The following is a 14900-nucleotide window of genomic DNA, read 5'->3' as shown; positions in this document are numbered from 1 at the left end:
GGAAGAACAGCATCCGGCACAGTCCCTTTGGCAGGAATCCGTCTGTTGATCCGCATCGCTCTCGTTCTCGCATGGTGTTTAATCCTGCAAGTGCACCTTCAGGCCCACCCCTTATTCCCGTCGCTGCCGCAGGCCGATCGACTGACGGCGTTGGACACGTTCTGGGCCGATTGGAAGAGGACCTATTTGCGCGAAGGGTGCGGCGGCGCATATGTCGATACTTCTGGTGATGGGAAGATGACTTGGGGTGGCAGCAGCACCAGCACACTCACAATTTCCGAGGCGCATGGATACGGCATGCTCGCGCTCGTCAAAATGGCGTCGCGCGACCCTGCGGCGCGGGAGCAATTCGCGGGAATGGCCGCGTTTTATGGCGCACACGAGGCTGCCTCCGGTCCGGGGCTGATGGCCTGGAATCAGACAAGGGACTGCGAAGATGCCCCGGATGGCGGGGAGATGTCGGCAACGGACGGCGATCTTGATACGGCGTTGGCCCTGCATCTGGCCGACAGGCTGTGGGGCGGCTATGGCGAAGACTTCGACGTGGCGCAAAGGGCAATTCTGGAACGTGACGTCACCGATGACGCGATGATGCGGCTGGGCGATTGGGCAACGGACGAGGAATTTGCGCAAAGCTCGCGCTCATCCGACTTCATGCCGGCGAGTTTCGCGGTCTTTTCGAGCGCAACGGGAGACTTGTCCGCCCGTTGGACAGCCATTCGCGATCGCGGCTATGCCGTTTGGGGGCGCATCTCCAGGGACTACGCCGAAGAGACCGGTCTGGTGCCGGACTTTCTGGTGGGACTTCCCGAGAACCCCAGGCCCGCAAATCCGTTCTTGCTGGAAGGGGCGGGCGACGGCCAGTTTTCGTGGAACGCGCTTCGCTTTCCCTGGCGGCTTTCACTTGATCTTCTCGAGACAGGCGACGCACGCGCAGCCGCGCATCTCGTCTTGATCAATCGCTGGATCCGCAATGCGACGGCAGGAGACCCGCTCCGGATTGCGACCACATACCGGCTCGACGGCAGAATCCCGGAAGATCAATCCACCGGCTCGGCCGCCTTCCTGGCAATGTTCGCCGCCGCAGCGATCGCTGGAAGCGAAGATCACGACGCAGATCAACGCTGGATCGATGCCCTCTGGTACGCGCTCACCGCCATTCCCCTCGCGGATGAGGACTATTACGGCAATACGCTCAAACTGTTGGCGATGATCGAACTATCGGGACAATGGCAGGAAAATGCGCATAGCCAGGACTGACGACGGCCGGACAATCCGGCTAGTCCCCAGCTAACCGACAGCGGCCAACAGGTCCATGACCGTTCCCCGGTCATAGTTGAAATGCCTCTCCATCGCGGCCTCCGCTTCCTCGCGCCTGTGCGCGGTGACCAGTTCCGCGATATCGCGGTGCTCCTTCGCCGAGGCCTCCACCGAACCGGGATAGCGGTAGCGCGCGCGGTAATAGCCCATCAGCTTTCGCGCGTTCATCTTGATCAGGTCGATCAGGAAGGGATTGCCCGAAGCCCGTGCGAGCACCTCGTGAAAGCCAAGATTGAGCCGGTAATAGTCCTCCGGCCGGCTGCTGCCGTATTCCTTCGCATGCGCTTCGCAAGCCGAAACGATATCTTCCAGCTCCTTGGCGAGACCGGGCGTCAGCCGGCGCGCGGCAAGGCCTGCCGCCTGCGCCTCCAGCCGCGCATGGACCTCGATGATGCCAAGAAATTCCTCCAGCGTCGGTTTGAACAGCACCGCGCCCCTGCGGGCATGCCTTTGCACGAGGCCGGCGGTCTCCAACCGGATCAGCGCTTCGCGGACTGGCGTGCGCGAAACGCCGTGCCTCGCGATCAGCGCCTGTTCGTCGATAACCTCGCCCGGACCGATCTCGCCGTCATCGATGGCAGTCAGTATCGCGTCGATTACCGTGTCCGTCTGGCCGGCCATTGGATAGTCCTGAATATTCTGCGTCGGCTAGTATATATATAACGCCTGCGCAAAAAGCGGAACCGGATGTCAGAGCCGCAAGCCGTCAAGTTCGTTCAGGAGATCGAGCAGCAACTCCATCTTGTCCTTGCCGAGATGGCTTTCCAGGCGCGCGGCGATCCGCTCGCTCTCGGCCATGTTGGACGCGATGAATCTCCGGCCCGACGGCGTGATCGTGATCCTCAGCCGCCGCCCGTCGGTCGGATGCGGTGAACGGTCGACATAGCCTTTTTCGCCAAGGGTCTGGAGAATGCGCGTCAGGCTCGGAAGCAACAGGCAGGACCGCTCGGCGATTTCCGTCGGATCCATGCTGGTATTTTCGTCGAGGACCCGCAGCACCCGCCACTGCTGTTCGGTGACACCCGCATTGGCCAGCATCGAGCGGATCGGACCCATAACGCTTTCGCGGGCGCGCAAGAGAGCAATCGGAAGCGACTTTTCCGTCGAAATGGAAACCCGCTTCACACCGTCACTTTCTTGTTCGTCCATGTCAGACCTTGTGCCTTTCGGAGCGCGCAAGTGCAATATCCATCTTCACCCAAGGTCACTTGACTCGTCACGCCCATGAAGTTAACAAGTTAACTATATTGACGACCTGGGAGGGGTCCGTGCCGCATATCGCCATCGACTATTCGGGCAATCTCGAAGAAGCAGTCGATATCGCCGCCCTGTGCGAATTGCTGCGCAAGACCGGCATCGAGACCGGCGTTTTTCCAATGGCGGGCATTCGGGTTCGCGCATTCCGTGCCGATCATGTGGCGATCGCCGACGGCGACCCCCGTCACGGCTATATCGACATATCGGTGCGCCTGCGCGGCGGACGCAGCTTCGAGGCCCGCAAGATGGCGACGGAGCGCCTCTTCGCCGCGGCAAGAGAGTTCCTCGCGCCTGCGCTCGCCTCGCGTCCCATGGCGCTTTCGATGGAGATGCGCGACATCGACCCGGAACTGAGTCCGAAACTGAACACGATCAGAGACCATCTGAAGGAAGGCTGACCTCTTGTCCTCGCTCGAACAGAACCTCGAAAAACTCGAGACCTATCTTGCCCGTTTCAGACAGGACGGCATCCTCAACCAGATCGGTGGCGAGGCCCGTCCCGCGGCATCCGGCGCGACTTTCGACAATCACTCGCCGGTCGACGAGAGCCTGATCTGCAAGGTGGCGCGGGGCGGCGCGGAAGATATCGATGCGGCCGCGAAAGCGGCAAAGGAGGCCTTTCCCGCCTGGCGCGATCTCGATGCCTCGAACCGCAAGAAGATCATGCACCGCATCGCCGACCGCATCGTCGCGCGCGCCGACGAGATTGCCATCGCCGAATGCTGGGATACCGGCCAGGCGCATCGCTTCATGTCCAAGGCAGCCCTGCGTGGCGCGGAGAATTTCCGGTTTTTCGGCGACCGCGCACCATCCGCCCGTGACGGCCAGACGCTTCCCTCGCCGACCCTGATGAATGTCACCACGCGCGTTCCGATCGGTCCGGTCGGCATCATCACGCCCTGGAACACGCCCTTCATGCTCTCGACATGGAAGATCGCGCCGGCGCTCGCCGCCGGCTGCACGGTCGTCCACAAGCCGGCCGAATTCTCGCCGGTCACCGCCCGCATCCTGATGGAAATCGCCGAGGAGGCCGGTCTGCCCGCCGGTGTCTGGAACCTCGTAAACGGTTTCGGCGAGGAGGCCGGCAAGGCGCTGACCGAGCATCGCGACATCAAGGCCATCGCATTCGTCGGCGAATCGAAGACCGGCTCGATGATCATGAAACAGGGTGCCGACACCCTGAAACGGGTCCATTTCGAACTTGGCGGCAAGAACCCTGTCATCGTCTTCGACGACGCCGATCTCGACCGCGCACTCGATGCCGCGATCTTCATGATCTACTCGCTCAATGGCGAGCGCTGCACCTCTTCCTCGCGGCTGCTGGTGCAGGAAAGCATCGCCGAAGACTTCCAGAAGAAGCTGGTCGAGCGCGTCAACCGCATCAGGGTGGGGCACCCGCTCGATCCCGCAACCGAAATCGGTCCGCTGATCCACAAGACCCATCTCGACAAGGTCACGTCCTACTTCGATATCGCGAAATCCGACGGGGCCACCATCGCCGCCGGCGGCGAAGCGACCGGCGACAAGGGCTGGTTCGTCAAGCCGACGCTGTTTACCGGCGCGAAGCCGGACATGCGCATCGCGCAGGAAGAGATCTTCGGGCCCGTTCTCACGGCGATCACCTTCACCGACGAGGACGAAGCGCTGGAGATCGCCAATGGCGTCGATTACGGCCTGACCGGTTATGTCTGGACCAACGACCTGACGCGAGCGCTGCGTTTTACCAACAAGCTCGAGGCCGGCATGATCTGGGTGAATTCGGAGAATGTGCGCCATCTGCCGACTCCCTTCGGTGGGGTCAAGGCGAGCGGCATCGGCCGCGACGGCGGGGACTGGTCGTTCGAATTCTACATGGAGCAGAAGCATATCGGCTTCGCCACCGGCCAGCATCACATCCCGCAGCTCGGTAAGTGATTAGCAACCGAACAAACCCAACGGGGAGGCGCGAAAATGGGTGAAATCGTACTGGCCGCCAAGGTCACGCATGTGCCGACGCTGCAGATGTCGGAACAGGACGGGCCGATCAAGGGCAAACGCCAGCCGGCAATCGACGGCCATCTCGAAATCGCCCGTCGCGCCAAGGCGCTCGGCGCCGACACGGCGGTGATCTGCGATACGCACTGGCTGGTGAATGCCGGCTTCCACATCAATGCCAATCACCGCTTCAAGGGCCTGCTGACCTCCAGCGAGTTTCCGCAGTTCATCCGCGACATGCCCTATGACCATCCGGGCAACCCCGAACTGGGCGACGCCATTGCGCAGAAGGCGACAGATCTCGGCGTCTACACGCTTTCCCATCACCTCGATTCGCTCGATCTCGAATATGGAACGCTGGTTCCGATGCATTTCATGAGCCGCGAGCATGACATGAAAGTGGTCTCGGTCTCGGCCTTCTGCACCGTCCACGACCATGACGAGAGTCGCACCGTCGGCGAAGCGATCCGCGCCGCCGTCGATGCCAGCGACTCCAAAGTTCTGCTCCTCGCCTCCGGCTCGCTCTCCCACAAGATCTGGTCGAACAAGGACTATGAGCCGAACAACGGCACCTTCACGATCTCGTCCGAGTTCAACCGTCAGGTCGACCTCATGGTGCTGGACATGTGGAAACGCGGCGATCACGCCACCTTCCTGAAGATGCTCGGCGACTACGCGCACCATTGTTCGGGCGAAGGCTCGATGCACGATACGGCGATGCTTTATGGCGCGCTCGGCTGGGACGCCTATAAGGGCAAATGCGAGGTTGTCACGGAGTACTTCCCGAGCTCCGGCACGGGGCAGACCAACGTGATCTTCCCCGTCACCTGAAACGCGGCGAGTTCATTCGAAGAGAAAATCAATGTCGATACCCGCACCTGTCCTCTATCCGCCCTTCAACATCGTGCGCCTGTCGCATGTCGAACTCGCGGTTACGGATCTCGCGAAAAGCCGCGCCTTTTACGTCGATACGCTCGGCCTGCAGGTGACCGACGAGGACGCCGACACGATCTATTTGCGCGCCATGGAGGAACGCGGGCATCACTGCATCGTGCTGCGCAAGGGCGAAACCGCCGTCGCTCGCGATCTCGGCTTCAAGGTCTTCGACGAGGAAGACCTCGACAAGGCTGAGCATTTCTTCAAGGGCAAGGGCCTGCCCGTCGAGTGGGTCGAACGCCCCTACCAGTCGCGCACCTTCCGCACCCGCGATCCGCATGGCATCCCGCTGGAATTCTATTCGCGTATGGACCGGCTGCCGCCGATCCACCAGCAATACAAGCTCTACAAGGGCGTGAAGCCGCTGCGTATCGATCACTTCAACTGCTTCACGCCGAATGTCGATGAATCCGTCGCCTTCTATAACGAGATCGGCTTCCGGGTGACCGAATACACCGCCGATGAGGAGACCGGCCGGCTCTGGGCCGCATGGACGCACCGCAAGGGCGGCGTGCACGACATCGCCTTCACCAATGGCCGCGGCCCGCGCCTGCACCACACCGCCTTCTGGGTGCCGACCCCGCTCAACATCATCGACCTGCTCGACTTGATGGCGACAACGGGTTGGGTCTCCAATATCGAACGCGGTCCGGGGCGCCACGGCATCTCCAACGCCTTCTTCCTCTATATTCGCGATCCCGACGGTCACCGCATCGAGATTTATTGCTCGGACTACCAGACGGTCGATCCCGATCTGGAGCCGATCAAGTGGGATCTGAAGGATCCGCAGCGCCAGACACTGTGGGGCGCGCCCGCGCCGCGTTCCTGGTTCGAGGAAGGCAGTCTGTTCGAAGGCACCGAGGTGCTCGAGCCGAGCCTCGCCGCCCAACCCATCGTCGCGCCGTAGGAGACATCATGCGCTGGAGCGATTTCGCACAATGGGGCCGCAGGGTCTCCGACTGGGCCGTCAATTACCACGAAGGCCTCCGCGACCGACCGGTCCGCGCGCAGACGAAGCCAGGTGAAGTCGCGGCCGCCCTGCCCGTATCGCCGCCGGATGCCGCCGAGTCGATGGAGACAATCTTCGCCGATTTCGAGACAATCGTGATGCCCGGCATCACGCATTGGCAGCATCCGCGCTTCTTTGCCTATTTCCCCGCCAATGCCGCGCCCGCATCGGTGCTCGCCGAGTATCTCGTCTCCACCGTCGCGCCCCAATGCATGCTGTGGCAGACCTCCCCTGCCGCGACCGAGATGGAAACGGTCGTGCTCGACTGGCTGCGTCAGGCGATCGGCCTGCCGGAAGGCTTTGCCGGCGTCATCCAGGATTCCGCATCTTCGGCCACGCTCGCCGCGGTGTTGACGATGCGCGAAAGAGCGCTCGGCTGGGCCGGCAATACGTCCGGCCTCGCCGGCCAGAAGCAGCTCCGCGTCTATTGCTCCCGCGAGGTCCACACCTCCATCGACCGCGCTATATGGGTTGCCGGGATCGGCGAGGAAAATCTGCGCCGCATTCCGGCAACAGGCGCAAACCGCGGCATGGACGCCGACGCGCTCGACAAAGCCATCCGCGCGGACATCGCGGACGGTTTCCTGCCGGCGGGCATCATCGCCTGTATCGGGGGCACCGGCGTCGGCGCTATGGACGACCTGACCGCGATCATGCCGGTGGCGCGCGAACACGGCCTTTACGTCCATGTCGACGCGGCCTGGGCCGGCGCGGCAATGATCTGCCCGGAATTCCGTCATTACTGGGAAGGTATCGAAGATGCCGATTCCGTCGTCTTCAATCCGCACAAATGGCTCGGCGCGCAGTTCGACTGTTCGGCACACTTCATCCGCTCGCCGGACGATCTCGTGCGCACGCTGGCGATCCAGCCGGAATATCTGAAGACCCATGGCGCCGAGGGCATCATCAACTATTCCGAATGGTCGGTGCCGCTTGGCAGAAGGTTCCGCGCGCTCAAGATCTGGTTCCTTGTCCGCGCCTACGGCCTCGACGGCCTGCGCGAAATGATCCGCAATCACGTCGACTGGTCGGGAGCGCTCGCCAGGCGGTTGGGCGCCGAACCGGACTTCGAGATCGTGACCGATCCGGTCCTCTCACTGTTTTCCTTCCGCTACATGCGCGACGGCGCGGAACCCGATGCACTCAACCTCGCTTTGGTCCAGGCGATCAACGACGACGGCCGCATCTACCTGACACAGACCCGCGTCGACGGCGCTCTCGTGATCCGTTTCACCGTCGGAGCGTTCTCTGCAACCGAGGAGGACGTGAAAACCGCCGGCGATGTCATCGTCGAAATCGCCCGCAATCTGGAGATGCCGCATGGCTGATCGCATCGCAACCGTTTCGGCCGGTGGCCAGAGCTTCTATGGCGCCGTCACAGATGGCGGCATGATCGCGCTGTCGCCGGACTTCCCGCAATGGCCGACCCTTCGCGAGGTGATCGAGGCGGGAGCGCTCGAAACGCTTGTCGAGGCGGCGAAGGGCCGTCCGGTGACGCATGACGCCGGGAGTTTCCGGTACGAGATCCCGGTGCCGGCACCGGAAAAGATTATCTGCGTCGGCGTCAACTTCCCGGACCGCAACGCCGAGTACAAGGACGGCCAGGACGCGCCGCCCAACATGTCGCTCTTCGTGCGCTTCCCGCGATCCTTCACCGGACACGACCGGCCGCTGATCCGGCCGAAAGCGTCCGACAAGCTCGATTACGAGGGTGAAATCGCGGTGGTCATCGGCCGCGGCGGCCGTCACATTCCCGAGGACGAGGCGCTCGGTCATATCGCCGCGCTGACGCTCTGCAACGAGGGGACGCTGCGCGACTGGGTGCGCCATGCAAAGTTCAACGTGACGCAGGGCAAGAACTTCGATTCGTCCGGCGCGATGGGGCCGTGGCTGGTGCCTTTCCGTGATCCATCCCAGATCGTCGATGTCCACCTGACCACCCGCGTCAATGGCGAGACGCGACAGGACGACCAGACCGGCCGGATGCTCTTCCCGGTCGCCCGGCAGATCGCCTATATCTCGACCTTCACCACGCTGGTTCCCGGCGATATCATCGTCACCGGCACGCCGACAGGCGCGGGCGCCCGTTTCGATCCGCCCCTGTTTCTGAAACCCGGAGACGTGGTCGAAGTGGAGGCCGAGGGAATCGGTATTCTGTCAAACGGCGTGGCGGACGAGATATGAGCCTCAGCGAAACCGAGATCGAAAACGCCGCCAATGACCTTTTCCTGGCTGACGAGGCGCGCGCACAGATCGGGCTTTTGACCAAACGCCATCCCGACATGTCGATGAACGACGCCTATGCCGTTCAGGCCGCTTTGGTCCGCCGCAAGCTGGACGCCGGTCGTACGGTGATCGGCTGGAAGATCGGTCTCACCTCGAAGGCGATGCAGTCCGCTCTGAACATCGACATCCCCGACAGCGGCGTCCTCTTCGACGACATGCTGTTCGACACCGGCGCGACAGTGCCCGCCGGTCGGTACATCCAGCCGCGCATCGAGGCCGAAATCGCATTCGTCATGAAGGCGCCGCTCGCGGGGCCCGACGTCACGCGAGACGACGTGATCGCCGCCACCGACTACGTCGCGCCCTCGCTCGAAATCCTCGACACCCGCATCCTTCGCGCCGACCCGGAAACCGGTGCGACGCGCAAGATCTGCGACACGATTTCCGACAATGCCGCCAATGCCGGCATCGTGCTCGGCAATGAGAAACACGCCGTGGACGCCTTCGATCTGCGCTGGGCCGGCGCCATCGTCTCGCGCAACGGCGAGGTGGAGGAAACCGGCCTTGGCGCCGGCGTGCTCAACGATCCGGTCAAAGGCATTGTCTGGCTGGCGCATCGCATGGCCTTGTATGGACAGGCGATAGAGCCGGGGCAGATCATTCTGTCGGGCTCATTCATAAGACCGGTCGAATGCCCGCAGGGCAGCGAAATCCACGCGGATTTCGGCCCGTTCGGTAGCGTCTCCTGCGCCTTCGCCTGAAGGCGACTGACCCGGCGGGCATCATGAACCGACATCCGCATCATGCGTTTTGCGCGGCATCCAGTCCGTAAGCGGCAAATTGCGGAACATAGGCACCGAGCCTCAGGCCGCGTTTCGGATCGGACGCGCTGCCATCAAGCGCGCGCTTCTTCACCCCCTGCAGGATCGCACCCATGCGGAAAAAGCTGAAGGCGAGATAGAAGCCGAAATTGTCGATCGCCGCGATCCCCATTCGCCGGCAATAGGCCTCGACAAACGCTTCGTCCGACGGCAGGCCAAGCGCCTCGCGATCGGCGCCTGCAAGGCCCCGCGCCTCCGCGCCGGCGGGCAAGCGCCATTGCATGATCATGGCGGCGAGATCGGCGAAAGGGTGGCCGATCGTCGAGAGCTCCCAGTCGATCACGGCCAGGCATTCCGGACCGTCGGGTGCAAAAAGCAGATTGTCGATCCGGTAGTCGCCATGCACCAGCGCGCGCCGGCCGTCATCTTCCGGCGCGTTCGCATCGAGCCATCCCATCAGCGCTTCCATGTCGAGGATTTCTTCCGTCTCGCTTGCGCGATATTGCCTCGACCAGCGATCGATCTGGCGTCGATAATAATTCCCCGACGCACCGAAATCGCCCAGCCCGGCCGCGTCGATATCCACCCGGTGGATCGCGGCGAGCACACGGTTCATCTCGTCATAGATGCGGGAGCGCATGGCGCGATCGACACCCGGAAGGCGCGGATCGTCGAAATTGCGTCCATGCACCTCCTCCATCACATAGAAGGCCGACCCGATCACCCTGTCGTCCTCGCAAAGCACATGCATCCGCGCGACGGGTACGTCGGTTTGTGCCAGCGCTTTCTGGACACGGAACTCCCGGTCCACCGCATGCGCCGATTTCAGCAGCGTGCCGGGCGGCTTCCGCCGCAGCACATAGGTCCCGCCGGACGTCTCCAGCCGGAACGTCGGATTGGACTGGCCGCTCGGAAACTTCTCGGCCGTGACCGGGCCGCGAAAGCCCGGCAGATTGGCCGTCAGCCAGGCGGCGATCGCGTCGGTGTCGAGCTGCGCCGAGGCGTGCGGCACGGTTCAGACCTTGGCGTTCGAATATTTGCGCAGTTCCATGCGCGCCACCTGCCGTCGGTGAACCGCGTCCGGCCCATCGGCGAAGCGGAGCGTGCGCACCCGGGTCCACATCCTGGCCAATGGAAAATCCTGGCTGATCCCGGCGCCGCCATGCAGTTGCATGGCCTCGTCGATGACCTTGAGCGCCATCAGCGGAGCGACGACCTTGATCTGGCTGATCCAGGGCTGCGCGGCGCGCGTTCCTTCGGTATCCATCATCCAGGCCGCCTTGAGGCAAAGCAGCCGCGCCTGCTCGATCTCCATGCGCGCATTGGCGATGATGTCGTAATTCGCGCCGAGATCGGCGAGCCTTCGCCCGAAAGCCTCACGCCCGAGCGCACGGCGGCAGAGCAGTTCCAGCGCCTTTTCGGCCTGTCCGATTGCCCGCATGCAATGATGGATGCGTCCCGGCCCGAGCCGTCCCTGCGCAACCTCGAAGCCCCGCCCCTCGCCGAGGATCAGGTCTTCCGCGGCAACACGCACATCGGAGAACCGGATATGCATGTGCCCATGCGGCGCGTCGTCGTGATTGAAGACATGCATCGGCCGCAGCACCTCGATGCCCGGCGTGTCGGCGGGCACGACGAACATGGAATGGCGGCTGTGTTTGTCCGCATCCGGATCGGTACAGGCCATCACGATATAGACGGCGCAGCGCGGATCGCCGGCCCCGCTCGCCCACCATTTCTCGCCGTTCAGGATCCATGCATCGCCGTCGCGCCGCGCCGCCATGGCGATCTGCGTCGCATCGGACGACGCCTCGCCCGGCTCCGTCATCAGATAGGCTGAACGGATCTCGCCTTCGAGCAACCGCGCCAACCAGCGCGCCTTGTGAGCCTCGCTGCCGTAACGTTCGAGGACCTCCATGTTGCCGGTGTCGGGAGCCGAGCAGTTGAACACCTCGGCCGCCAGGTCGACCTTGCCCATCTCTTCGGCAAGATAGGCGTATTCGACGGTCGTCAGGCCATAGCCCTTCTCGCTGTCGGTCAGCCAGAAATTCCACAGACCACGCGCCTTGGCTTTCGTCTTGAGTTCGTCGAGGATTTCCAGTTGCCGGTCCGTATGCGCGAACCTGTCTCCCGAAGGATGCTGCCCGACCTCGGCCTCGTATTCGTCACTGAGCGGCGCGATCTCGTCCTCGATCATCGCGCGGACCCGCTCGACGAGCGGCCTGACCCTGTCGGACATACCGAGGTTCATGCGTTCCTCCCTGTTTCCCGTCAGCCGCGCGCGGCCGTTTTGAGATATTCGATGATACCCGAGAAATCCTTGCCGGCACCGCCTTCCTTCAGGAAGGTTTCGTATAGATGCATGGCGTGTTCGCCCATCGGGGTCGCTTGCCCCGTTTCTCCCGCAGCCTGTTGCGAAAGACCGAGATCCTTCAGCATCAGTTCGGCCGCGAAGCCCGGCTTGTAGTCGTTATCCGCCGGGCTTTCGGGGCCGATGCCGGGAACCGGACAGTATTTGTTGACCGACCAGCAAAAGCCCGAAGAGGTCGATATCACGTCGTAGGCCGCCTGCGCGGACAGGCCCAGTTTTTCGGCCAGCGCGAAGGATTCGCAGGCCCCGATCATCGAGACGGCGAGCAGCATGTTGTTGCAAATCTTGGCCGATTGTCCGGCCCCGCCCCCACCGCAATGGACCAGCTTGCCGCCCATGACGCTCAATACTGGTTCGGCCTTGGCGAAAGCCTCCTTCGAGCCCCCCGCCATGAAGGTGAGCGTCCCGGCTGCAGCACCCGCGATCCCGCCCGAGACCGGTGCATCGAGGGGCAGAAGGCCGGCGGCTTCGGACATGGCATGCGCCTTCTTTGCGCTTGCAACGTCGATCGTCGAGCAATCGATGATCACCGCGCCTTTCTGCGCCGCCGGTACGATATCCTCGAAGACCTTCAACACGATCGGACCGTTCGGCAGCATCGTGACGATGATCTCGACGTCGGCAACCGCGTCCGCCGCGCTCGCGGCGGCCATCATGCCTTCCGTCCTGGCGCTCTCGACAGCCGCGGCGACCGTGTCGAAGACATGCAATTCGTGACCGGCCTTCGCCAAATTGACGGCCATCGGCAGTCCCATATTGCCAAGGCCGATGAATGCGATCCTGCTCATGCGGTCTCCTCCCTCAGATTTCCAATTCGTCATCTCCGAGCGGCGCGAGCGTGGCGTCGATCTTTGCCCGCGACACATCCTCCAGCCGCCGGATCTGCCATTTCGGATCGCGATCCTTCTCGATCACCTGCGCCCGCACGCCTTCCAGGAAATCTCCGTCCGACATCGCGCGGAACGTGAACCGGTATTCGTGGACGAGCGCTTGCCGGACACTCGCCAGCGTCCGCGCGTTTCGAACCAGATCGAATGAGCATGCAACGGAAAGCGGGCAGCCCCGGCGGATCATCTCCGCCGCCTTCCGGGTGAAATCCGACGGATCGGCCTCCAGCGACAACAGGCAGTCGAGCGCGGTCTCCTGGCCGAAATGCCGGTCGATCGCATCGAGATGGGGCGCGAGCGTCGCTTCGCTCCCGTCGCGCGCGAATGCGCCGATCGCGGTCGGATCGGCTGTCTTCTCAAGTTGCGACTTCAGTTCGGCAAGATCGGCCGAAGCGACCTCGATATCGGCGAAGCCCGCATGGATCGCGTCGGCGCCATTCATCCGCCACCCGGTCATGGCCAGAAACTCGCCCAGATGTCCCGGAGCCTGCGCCAGAGGCAGCGAACAGCCCACATCGGGGATCAGGCCAATGGCGCTTTCCGGCATGGCGATCATCGAGCGTTCGGTGACGACGCGATGCGTGCCATGCACCGAAATCCCGGCGCCGCCGCCCATCACGATTCCGTCCATGATCGCGACATAGGGAACGGCGCACTCGCCGATCTTGGCGTTCATCCGGTACTCGTCCGCCCAGAACTTTCGACCGTAGGAATAATCGCCGTCCAGACCGCATCGATAGAGTTCCGCGACATCGCCCCCGGCGCAAAAAGCCCGGTCGCCCTCCGCATCGACAAGGATGAGATCGACCGCGCCGCCATCGCCCCACCGGTCCAGCGCACCGTCGACCGCCATCGCCATCTCGTAGCTCAGGGCATTCAGCGCCTTTGGCCGGGTCAGCGTGATCCGCCCGCAGCGCCCGGCCTCACGGATATCGATATCCTCGTCGATGCTCACCTCAGTTCTCCGCCAGCATCTGGCGCGCGACAATCACGCGCATGATCTCGTTGGTGCCTTCCAAAATCTGGTGCACGCGCAAATCGCGAACGATCTTCTCGATGCCGAAATCGGCGAGATAGCCGTAACCGCCATGAATTTGCAGCGCCTCGTTGGCAACATTGAAGGCGGTGTCGGTGACGAAACGCTTGGCCATGGCGCAATGCTTCGTCGCATCCGGCGCACCGGCATCGAGCTTCGACGCCGCCTGGTAGAGGAAGATGCGCGCCGCCTGCAATTCGGTTTCCATGTCCGCAAGCTTGAACTGCAGCGACTGGAAATCCGCGATCGGCCTGCCGAACGCCTTGCGGTCCTTCGCATAGGAAAGCGCCTTGTCCAGCGCCGATTGCGCCGCGCCGAGCGCGCTTGCCGCGATGTTGAGCCGGCCGCCATCGAGGCCCGCCATGGCATATCGAAATCCCTTGCCTTCCTCGCCGAGGAGATGGTCCGCCGGCACCTTGCAGTCGTCGAACTGAACCTGCGCGGTCGGCTGCGCGCGCCAACCCATCTTTCGTTCATTCGCGCCGAAGGAGAGACCGGGCGTGCCGTCCTCGACCAGCATCGCCGAAACGCCGCCGGGCCCGTCACCGCCGGTGCGCACCATGGCCAGATAGAGGTCGGAATACGCACCGCCCGAGATGAAGGCCTTGGCGCCGTTCAGCCGCCAGCCATTGCCGTCGCGCTCGGCTTTCGTCTTGAGCGACGCCGCGTCGGACCCGGCGCCCGGCTCGGTCAGGCAATAGGACGCAATCAGCTCCATCGCGCACAGTTTCGGCAACCAGGCCTGCCGCTGCTCCTCGGTGCCGAAACGGTCGATCATCCAGGCGACCATGTTGTGGATCGAGATGAAGGAGCCGATTGAGGGGCAGCCATGCGCCAGCGCCTCGAAGATCAGCGCCGCGTCGAGCCGGCCAAGGCCGGAGCCACCGACATCCTCGCGAACATAGATGCCGGCAAGCCCCAATTCGCCGACGGAGCGGACGACATCTTCGGGAAAATGCCCCGTCTCGTCCCATTCGATCGCCTTCGGTGCGAGATTGTCATCCGCGAAGGCGCGCGCCATCTCCCGGATGGCGCTTTGTTCTTCCGTCAGCTCGAAATTCAT

15 protein-coding genes are annotated in these 14900 nt (G+C 63.2%); 8 read left to right on the top strand and 7 right to left on the bottom strand.

What is annotated here, in order from left to right; translation table 11 throughout:
- Window positions 1-45 precede the first annotated feature (45 nt).
- Window positions 46-1260 (top strand): glycosyl hydrolase family 8, encoded by a 1215-nt coding sequence (locus tag LC343_RS16220; protein ID WP_223478206.1) that lies wholly within the window; start codon window positions 46-48, stop codon window positions 1258-1260.
- Between the two features lie 30 nt (window positions 1261-1290).
- Here LC343_RS16220 and LC343_RS16215 read toward each other — a convergent pair whose 3' ends face one another.
- Together LC343_RS16215 and hpaR are read right to left on the bottom strand one after the other, a co-directional pair.
- Window positions 1291-1941, bottom strand: a complete 651-nt coding sequence (locus tag LC343_RS16215) for a GntR family transcriptional regulator (protein WP_223478205.1) — start codon at window positions 1939-1941, stop codon at window positions 1291-1293.
- A gap of 69 nt (window positions 1942-2010) precedes the next feature.
- Entirely contained in the window at window positions 2011-2469 is a 459-nt protein-coding gene (gene hpaR, locus LC343_RS16210; protein WP_223478204.1) for a homoprotocatechuate degradation operon regulator HpaR, read from the bottom strand.
- Window positions 2470-2588: 119 nt separating this feature from the next.
- Here hpaR and LC343_RS16205 point away from each other — a divergent pair, with 119 nt between their 5' ends.
- From LC343_RS16205 to hpaH, 7 genes are read left to right on the top strand one after another with little or no spacing between them, the layout of a single operon-like run.
- Window positions 2589-2975, top strand: coding sequence for a 5-carboxymethyl-2-hydroxymuconate Delta-isomerase (locus tag LC343_RS16205; RefSeq protein WP_223478203.1), 387 nt, complete (start codon window positions 2589-2591; stop codon window positions 2973-2975).
- Window positions 2976-2979: 4 nt separating this feature from the next.
- Entirely contained in the window at window positions 2980-4491 is a 1512-nt protein-coding gene (gene hpaE / locus LC343_RS16200; RefSeq protein WP_223478202.1) for a 5-carboxymethyl-2-hydroxymuconate semialdehyde dehydrogenase, read from the top strand.
- Window positions 4492-4527: 36 nt separating this feature from the next.
- The gene (gene hpaD / locus LC343_RS16195; protein WP_223478201.1) at window positions 4528-5382 is read left to right on the top strand and encodes a 3,4-dihydroxyphenylacetate 2,3-dioxygenase; all 855 of its coding nucleotides are present in this window, start codon (window positions 4528-4530) and stop codon (window positions 5380-5382) included.
- 31 nt (window positions 5383-5413) lie between these two features.
- Window positions 5414-6394, top strand: coding sequence for a 3,4-dihydroxyphenylacetate 2,3-dioxygenase (hpaD, locus tag LC343_RS16190; protein ID WP_223478200.1), 981 nt, complete (start codon window positions 5414-5416; stop codon window positions 6392-6394).
- Between the two features lie 8 nt (window positions 6395-6402).
- Window positions 6403-7824, top strand: a complete 1422-nt coding sequence (locus LC343_RS16185; RefSeq protein WP_223478199.1) for a pyridoxal phosphate-dependent decarboxylase family protein — start codon at window positions 6403-6405, stop codon at window positions 7822-7824.
- Window positions 7817-8680, top strand: coding sequence for a fumarylacetoacetate hydrolase family protein (locus tag LC343_RS16180; protein WP_223478198.1), 864 nt, complete (start codon window positions 7817-7819; stop codon window positions 8678-8680). Before LC343_RS16185 ends, LC343_RS16180 begins: the two co-directional genes overlap by 8 nt.
- Entirely contained in the window at window positions 8677-9483 is an 807-nt protein-coding gene (gene hpaH, locus LC343_RS16175) for a 2-oxo-hept-4-ene-1,7-dioate hydratase (protein ID WP_223478197.1), read from the top strand. The genes LC343_RS16180 and hpaH overlap by 4 nt, the downstream gene beginning before the upstream one ends.
- A gap of 40 nt (window positions 9484-9523) precedes the next feature.
- On the opposite strand, the gene LC343_RS16170 is transcribed toward hpaH, so the two are convergent.
- From LC343_RS16170 to LC343_RS16150, 5 genes are read right to left on the bottom strand one after another with little or no spacing between them, the layout of a single operon-like run.
- Window positions 9524-10555 (bottom strand): phosphotransferase family protein, encoded by a 1032-nt coding sequence (locus LC343_RS16170; RefSeq protein ID WP_223478196.1) that lies wholly within the window; start codon window positions 10553-10555, stop codon window positions 9524-9526.
- 3 nt (window positions 10556-10558) lie between these two features.
- Window positions 10559-11794 (bottom strand): acyl-CoA dehydrogenase family protein, encoded by a 1236-nt coding sequence (locus tag LC343_RS16165; RefSeq protein ID WP_223478195.1) that lies wholly within the window; start codon window positions 11792-11794, stop codon window positions 10559-10561.
- A gap of 20 nt (window positions 11795-11814) precedes the next feature.
- Window positions 11815-12702 carry a 3-hydroxyisobutyrate dehydrogenase gene (mmsB, locus tag LC343_RS16160; RefSeq protein WP_223478194.1) on the bottom strand — a complete coding sequence of 296 codons (888 nt, stop codon included), beginning with the start codon at window positions 12700-12702 and terminating at the stop codon, window positions 11815-11817.
- Window positions 12703-12715: 13 nt separating this feature from the next.
- Window positions 12716-13756 carry an enoyl-CoA hydratase/isomerase family protein gene (locus tag LC343_RS16155; protein ID WP_223478193.1) on the bottom strand — a complete coding sequence of 347 codons (1041 nt, stop codon included), beginning with the start codon at window positions 13754-13756 and terminating at the stop codon, window positions 12716-12718.
- 1 nt (window position 13757) lies between these two features.
- Window positions 13758-14900 carry an acyl-CoA dehydrogenase family protein gene (locus tag LC343_RS16150; protein WP_223478192.1) on the bottom strand — a complete coding sequence of 381 codons (1143 nt, stop codon included), beginning with the start codon at window positions 14898-14900 and terminating at the stop codon, window positions 13758-13760.

Origin of the sequence: Oricola indica, assembly GCF_019966595.1 — a bacterium.
In the GTDB taxonomy this organism is placed as follows: domain Bacteria; phylum Pseudomonadota; class Alphaproteobacteria; order Rhizobiales; family Rhizobiaceae; genus Oricola; species Oricola indica.
Note: the sequence above shows the minus strand (reverse complement) of the source record. Positions and strands in the feature narration are given on the sequence as shown.

Bases quoted from the DNA above. Each gene is read 5' to 3' on its own strand.
- LC343_RS16215 (WP_223478205.1), bottom strand. From the start codon at position 1,941: ATGGCCGGCCAGACGGACACGGTAATCGACGCGATACTGACTGCCATC.
- hpaR (WP_223478204.1), bottom strand. From the start codon at position 2,469: ATGGACGAACAAGAAAGTGACGGTGTGAAGCGGGTTTCCATTTCGACG.
- hpaD (WP_223478201.1), top strand. From the start codon at position 4,528: ATGGGTGAAATCGTACTGGCCGCCAAGGTCACGCATGTGCCGACGCTG.
- hpaD (WP_223478200.1), top strand. From the start codon at position 5,414: ATGTCGATACCCGCACCTGTCCTCTATCCGCCCTTCAACATCGTGCGC.
- LC343_RS16185 (WP_223478199.1), top strand. From the start codon at position 6,403: ATGCGCTGGAGCGATTTCGCACAATGGGGCCGCAGGGTCTCCGACTGG.
- LC343_RS16180 (WP_223478198.1), top strand. From the start codon at position 7,817: ATGGCTGATCGCATCGCAACCGTTTCGGCCGGTGGCCAGAGCTTCTAT.
- hpaH (WP_223478197.1), top strand. From the start codon at position 8,677: ATGAGCCTCAGCGAAACCGAGATCGAAAACGCCGCCAATGACCTTTTC.
- LC343_RS16165 (WP_223478195.1), bottom strand. From the start codon at position 11,794: ATGAACCTCGGTATGTCCGACAGGGTCAGGCCGCTCGTCGAGCGGGTC.
- mmsB (WP_223478194.1), bottom strand. From the start codon at position 12,702: ATGAGCAGGATCGCATTCATCGGCCTTGGCAATATGGGACTGCCGATG.
- LC343_RS16150 (WP_223478192.1), bottom strand. From the start codon at position 14,900: ATGAATTTCGAGCTGACGGAAGAACAAAGCGCCATCCGGGAGATGGCG.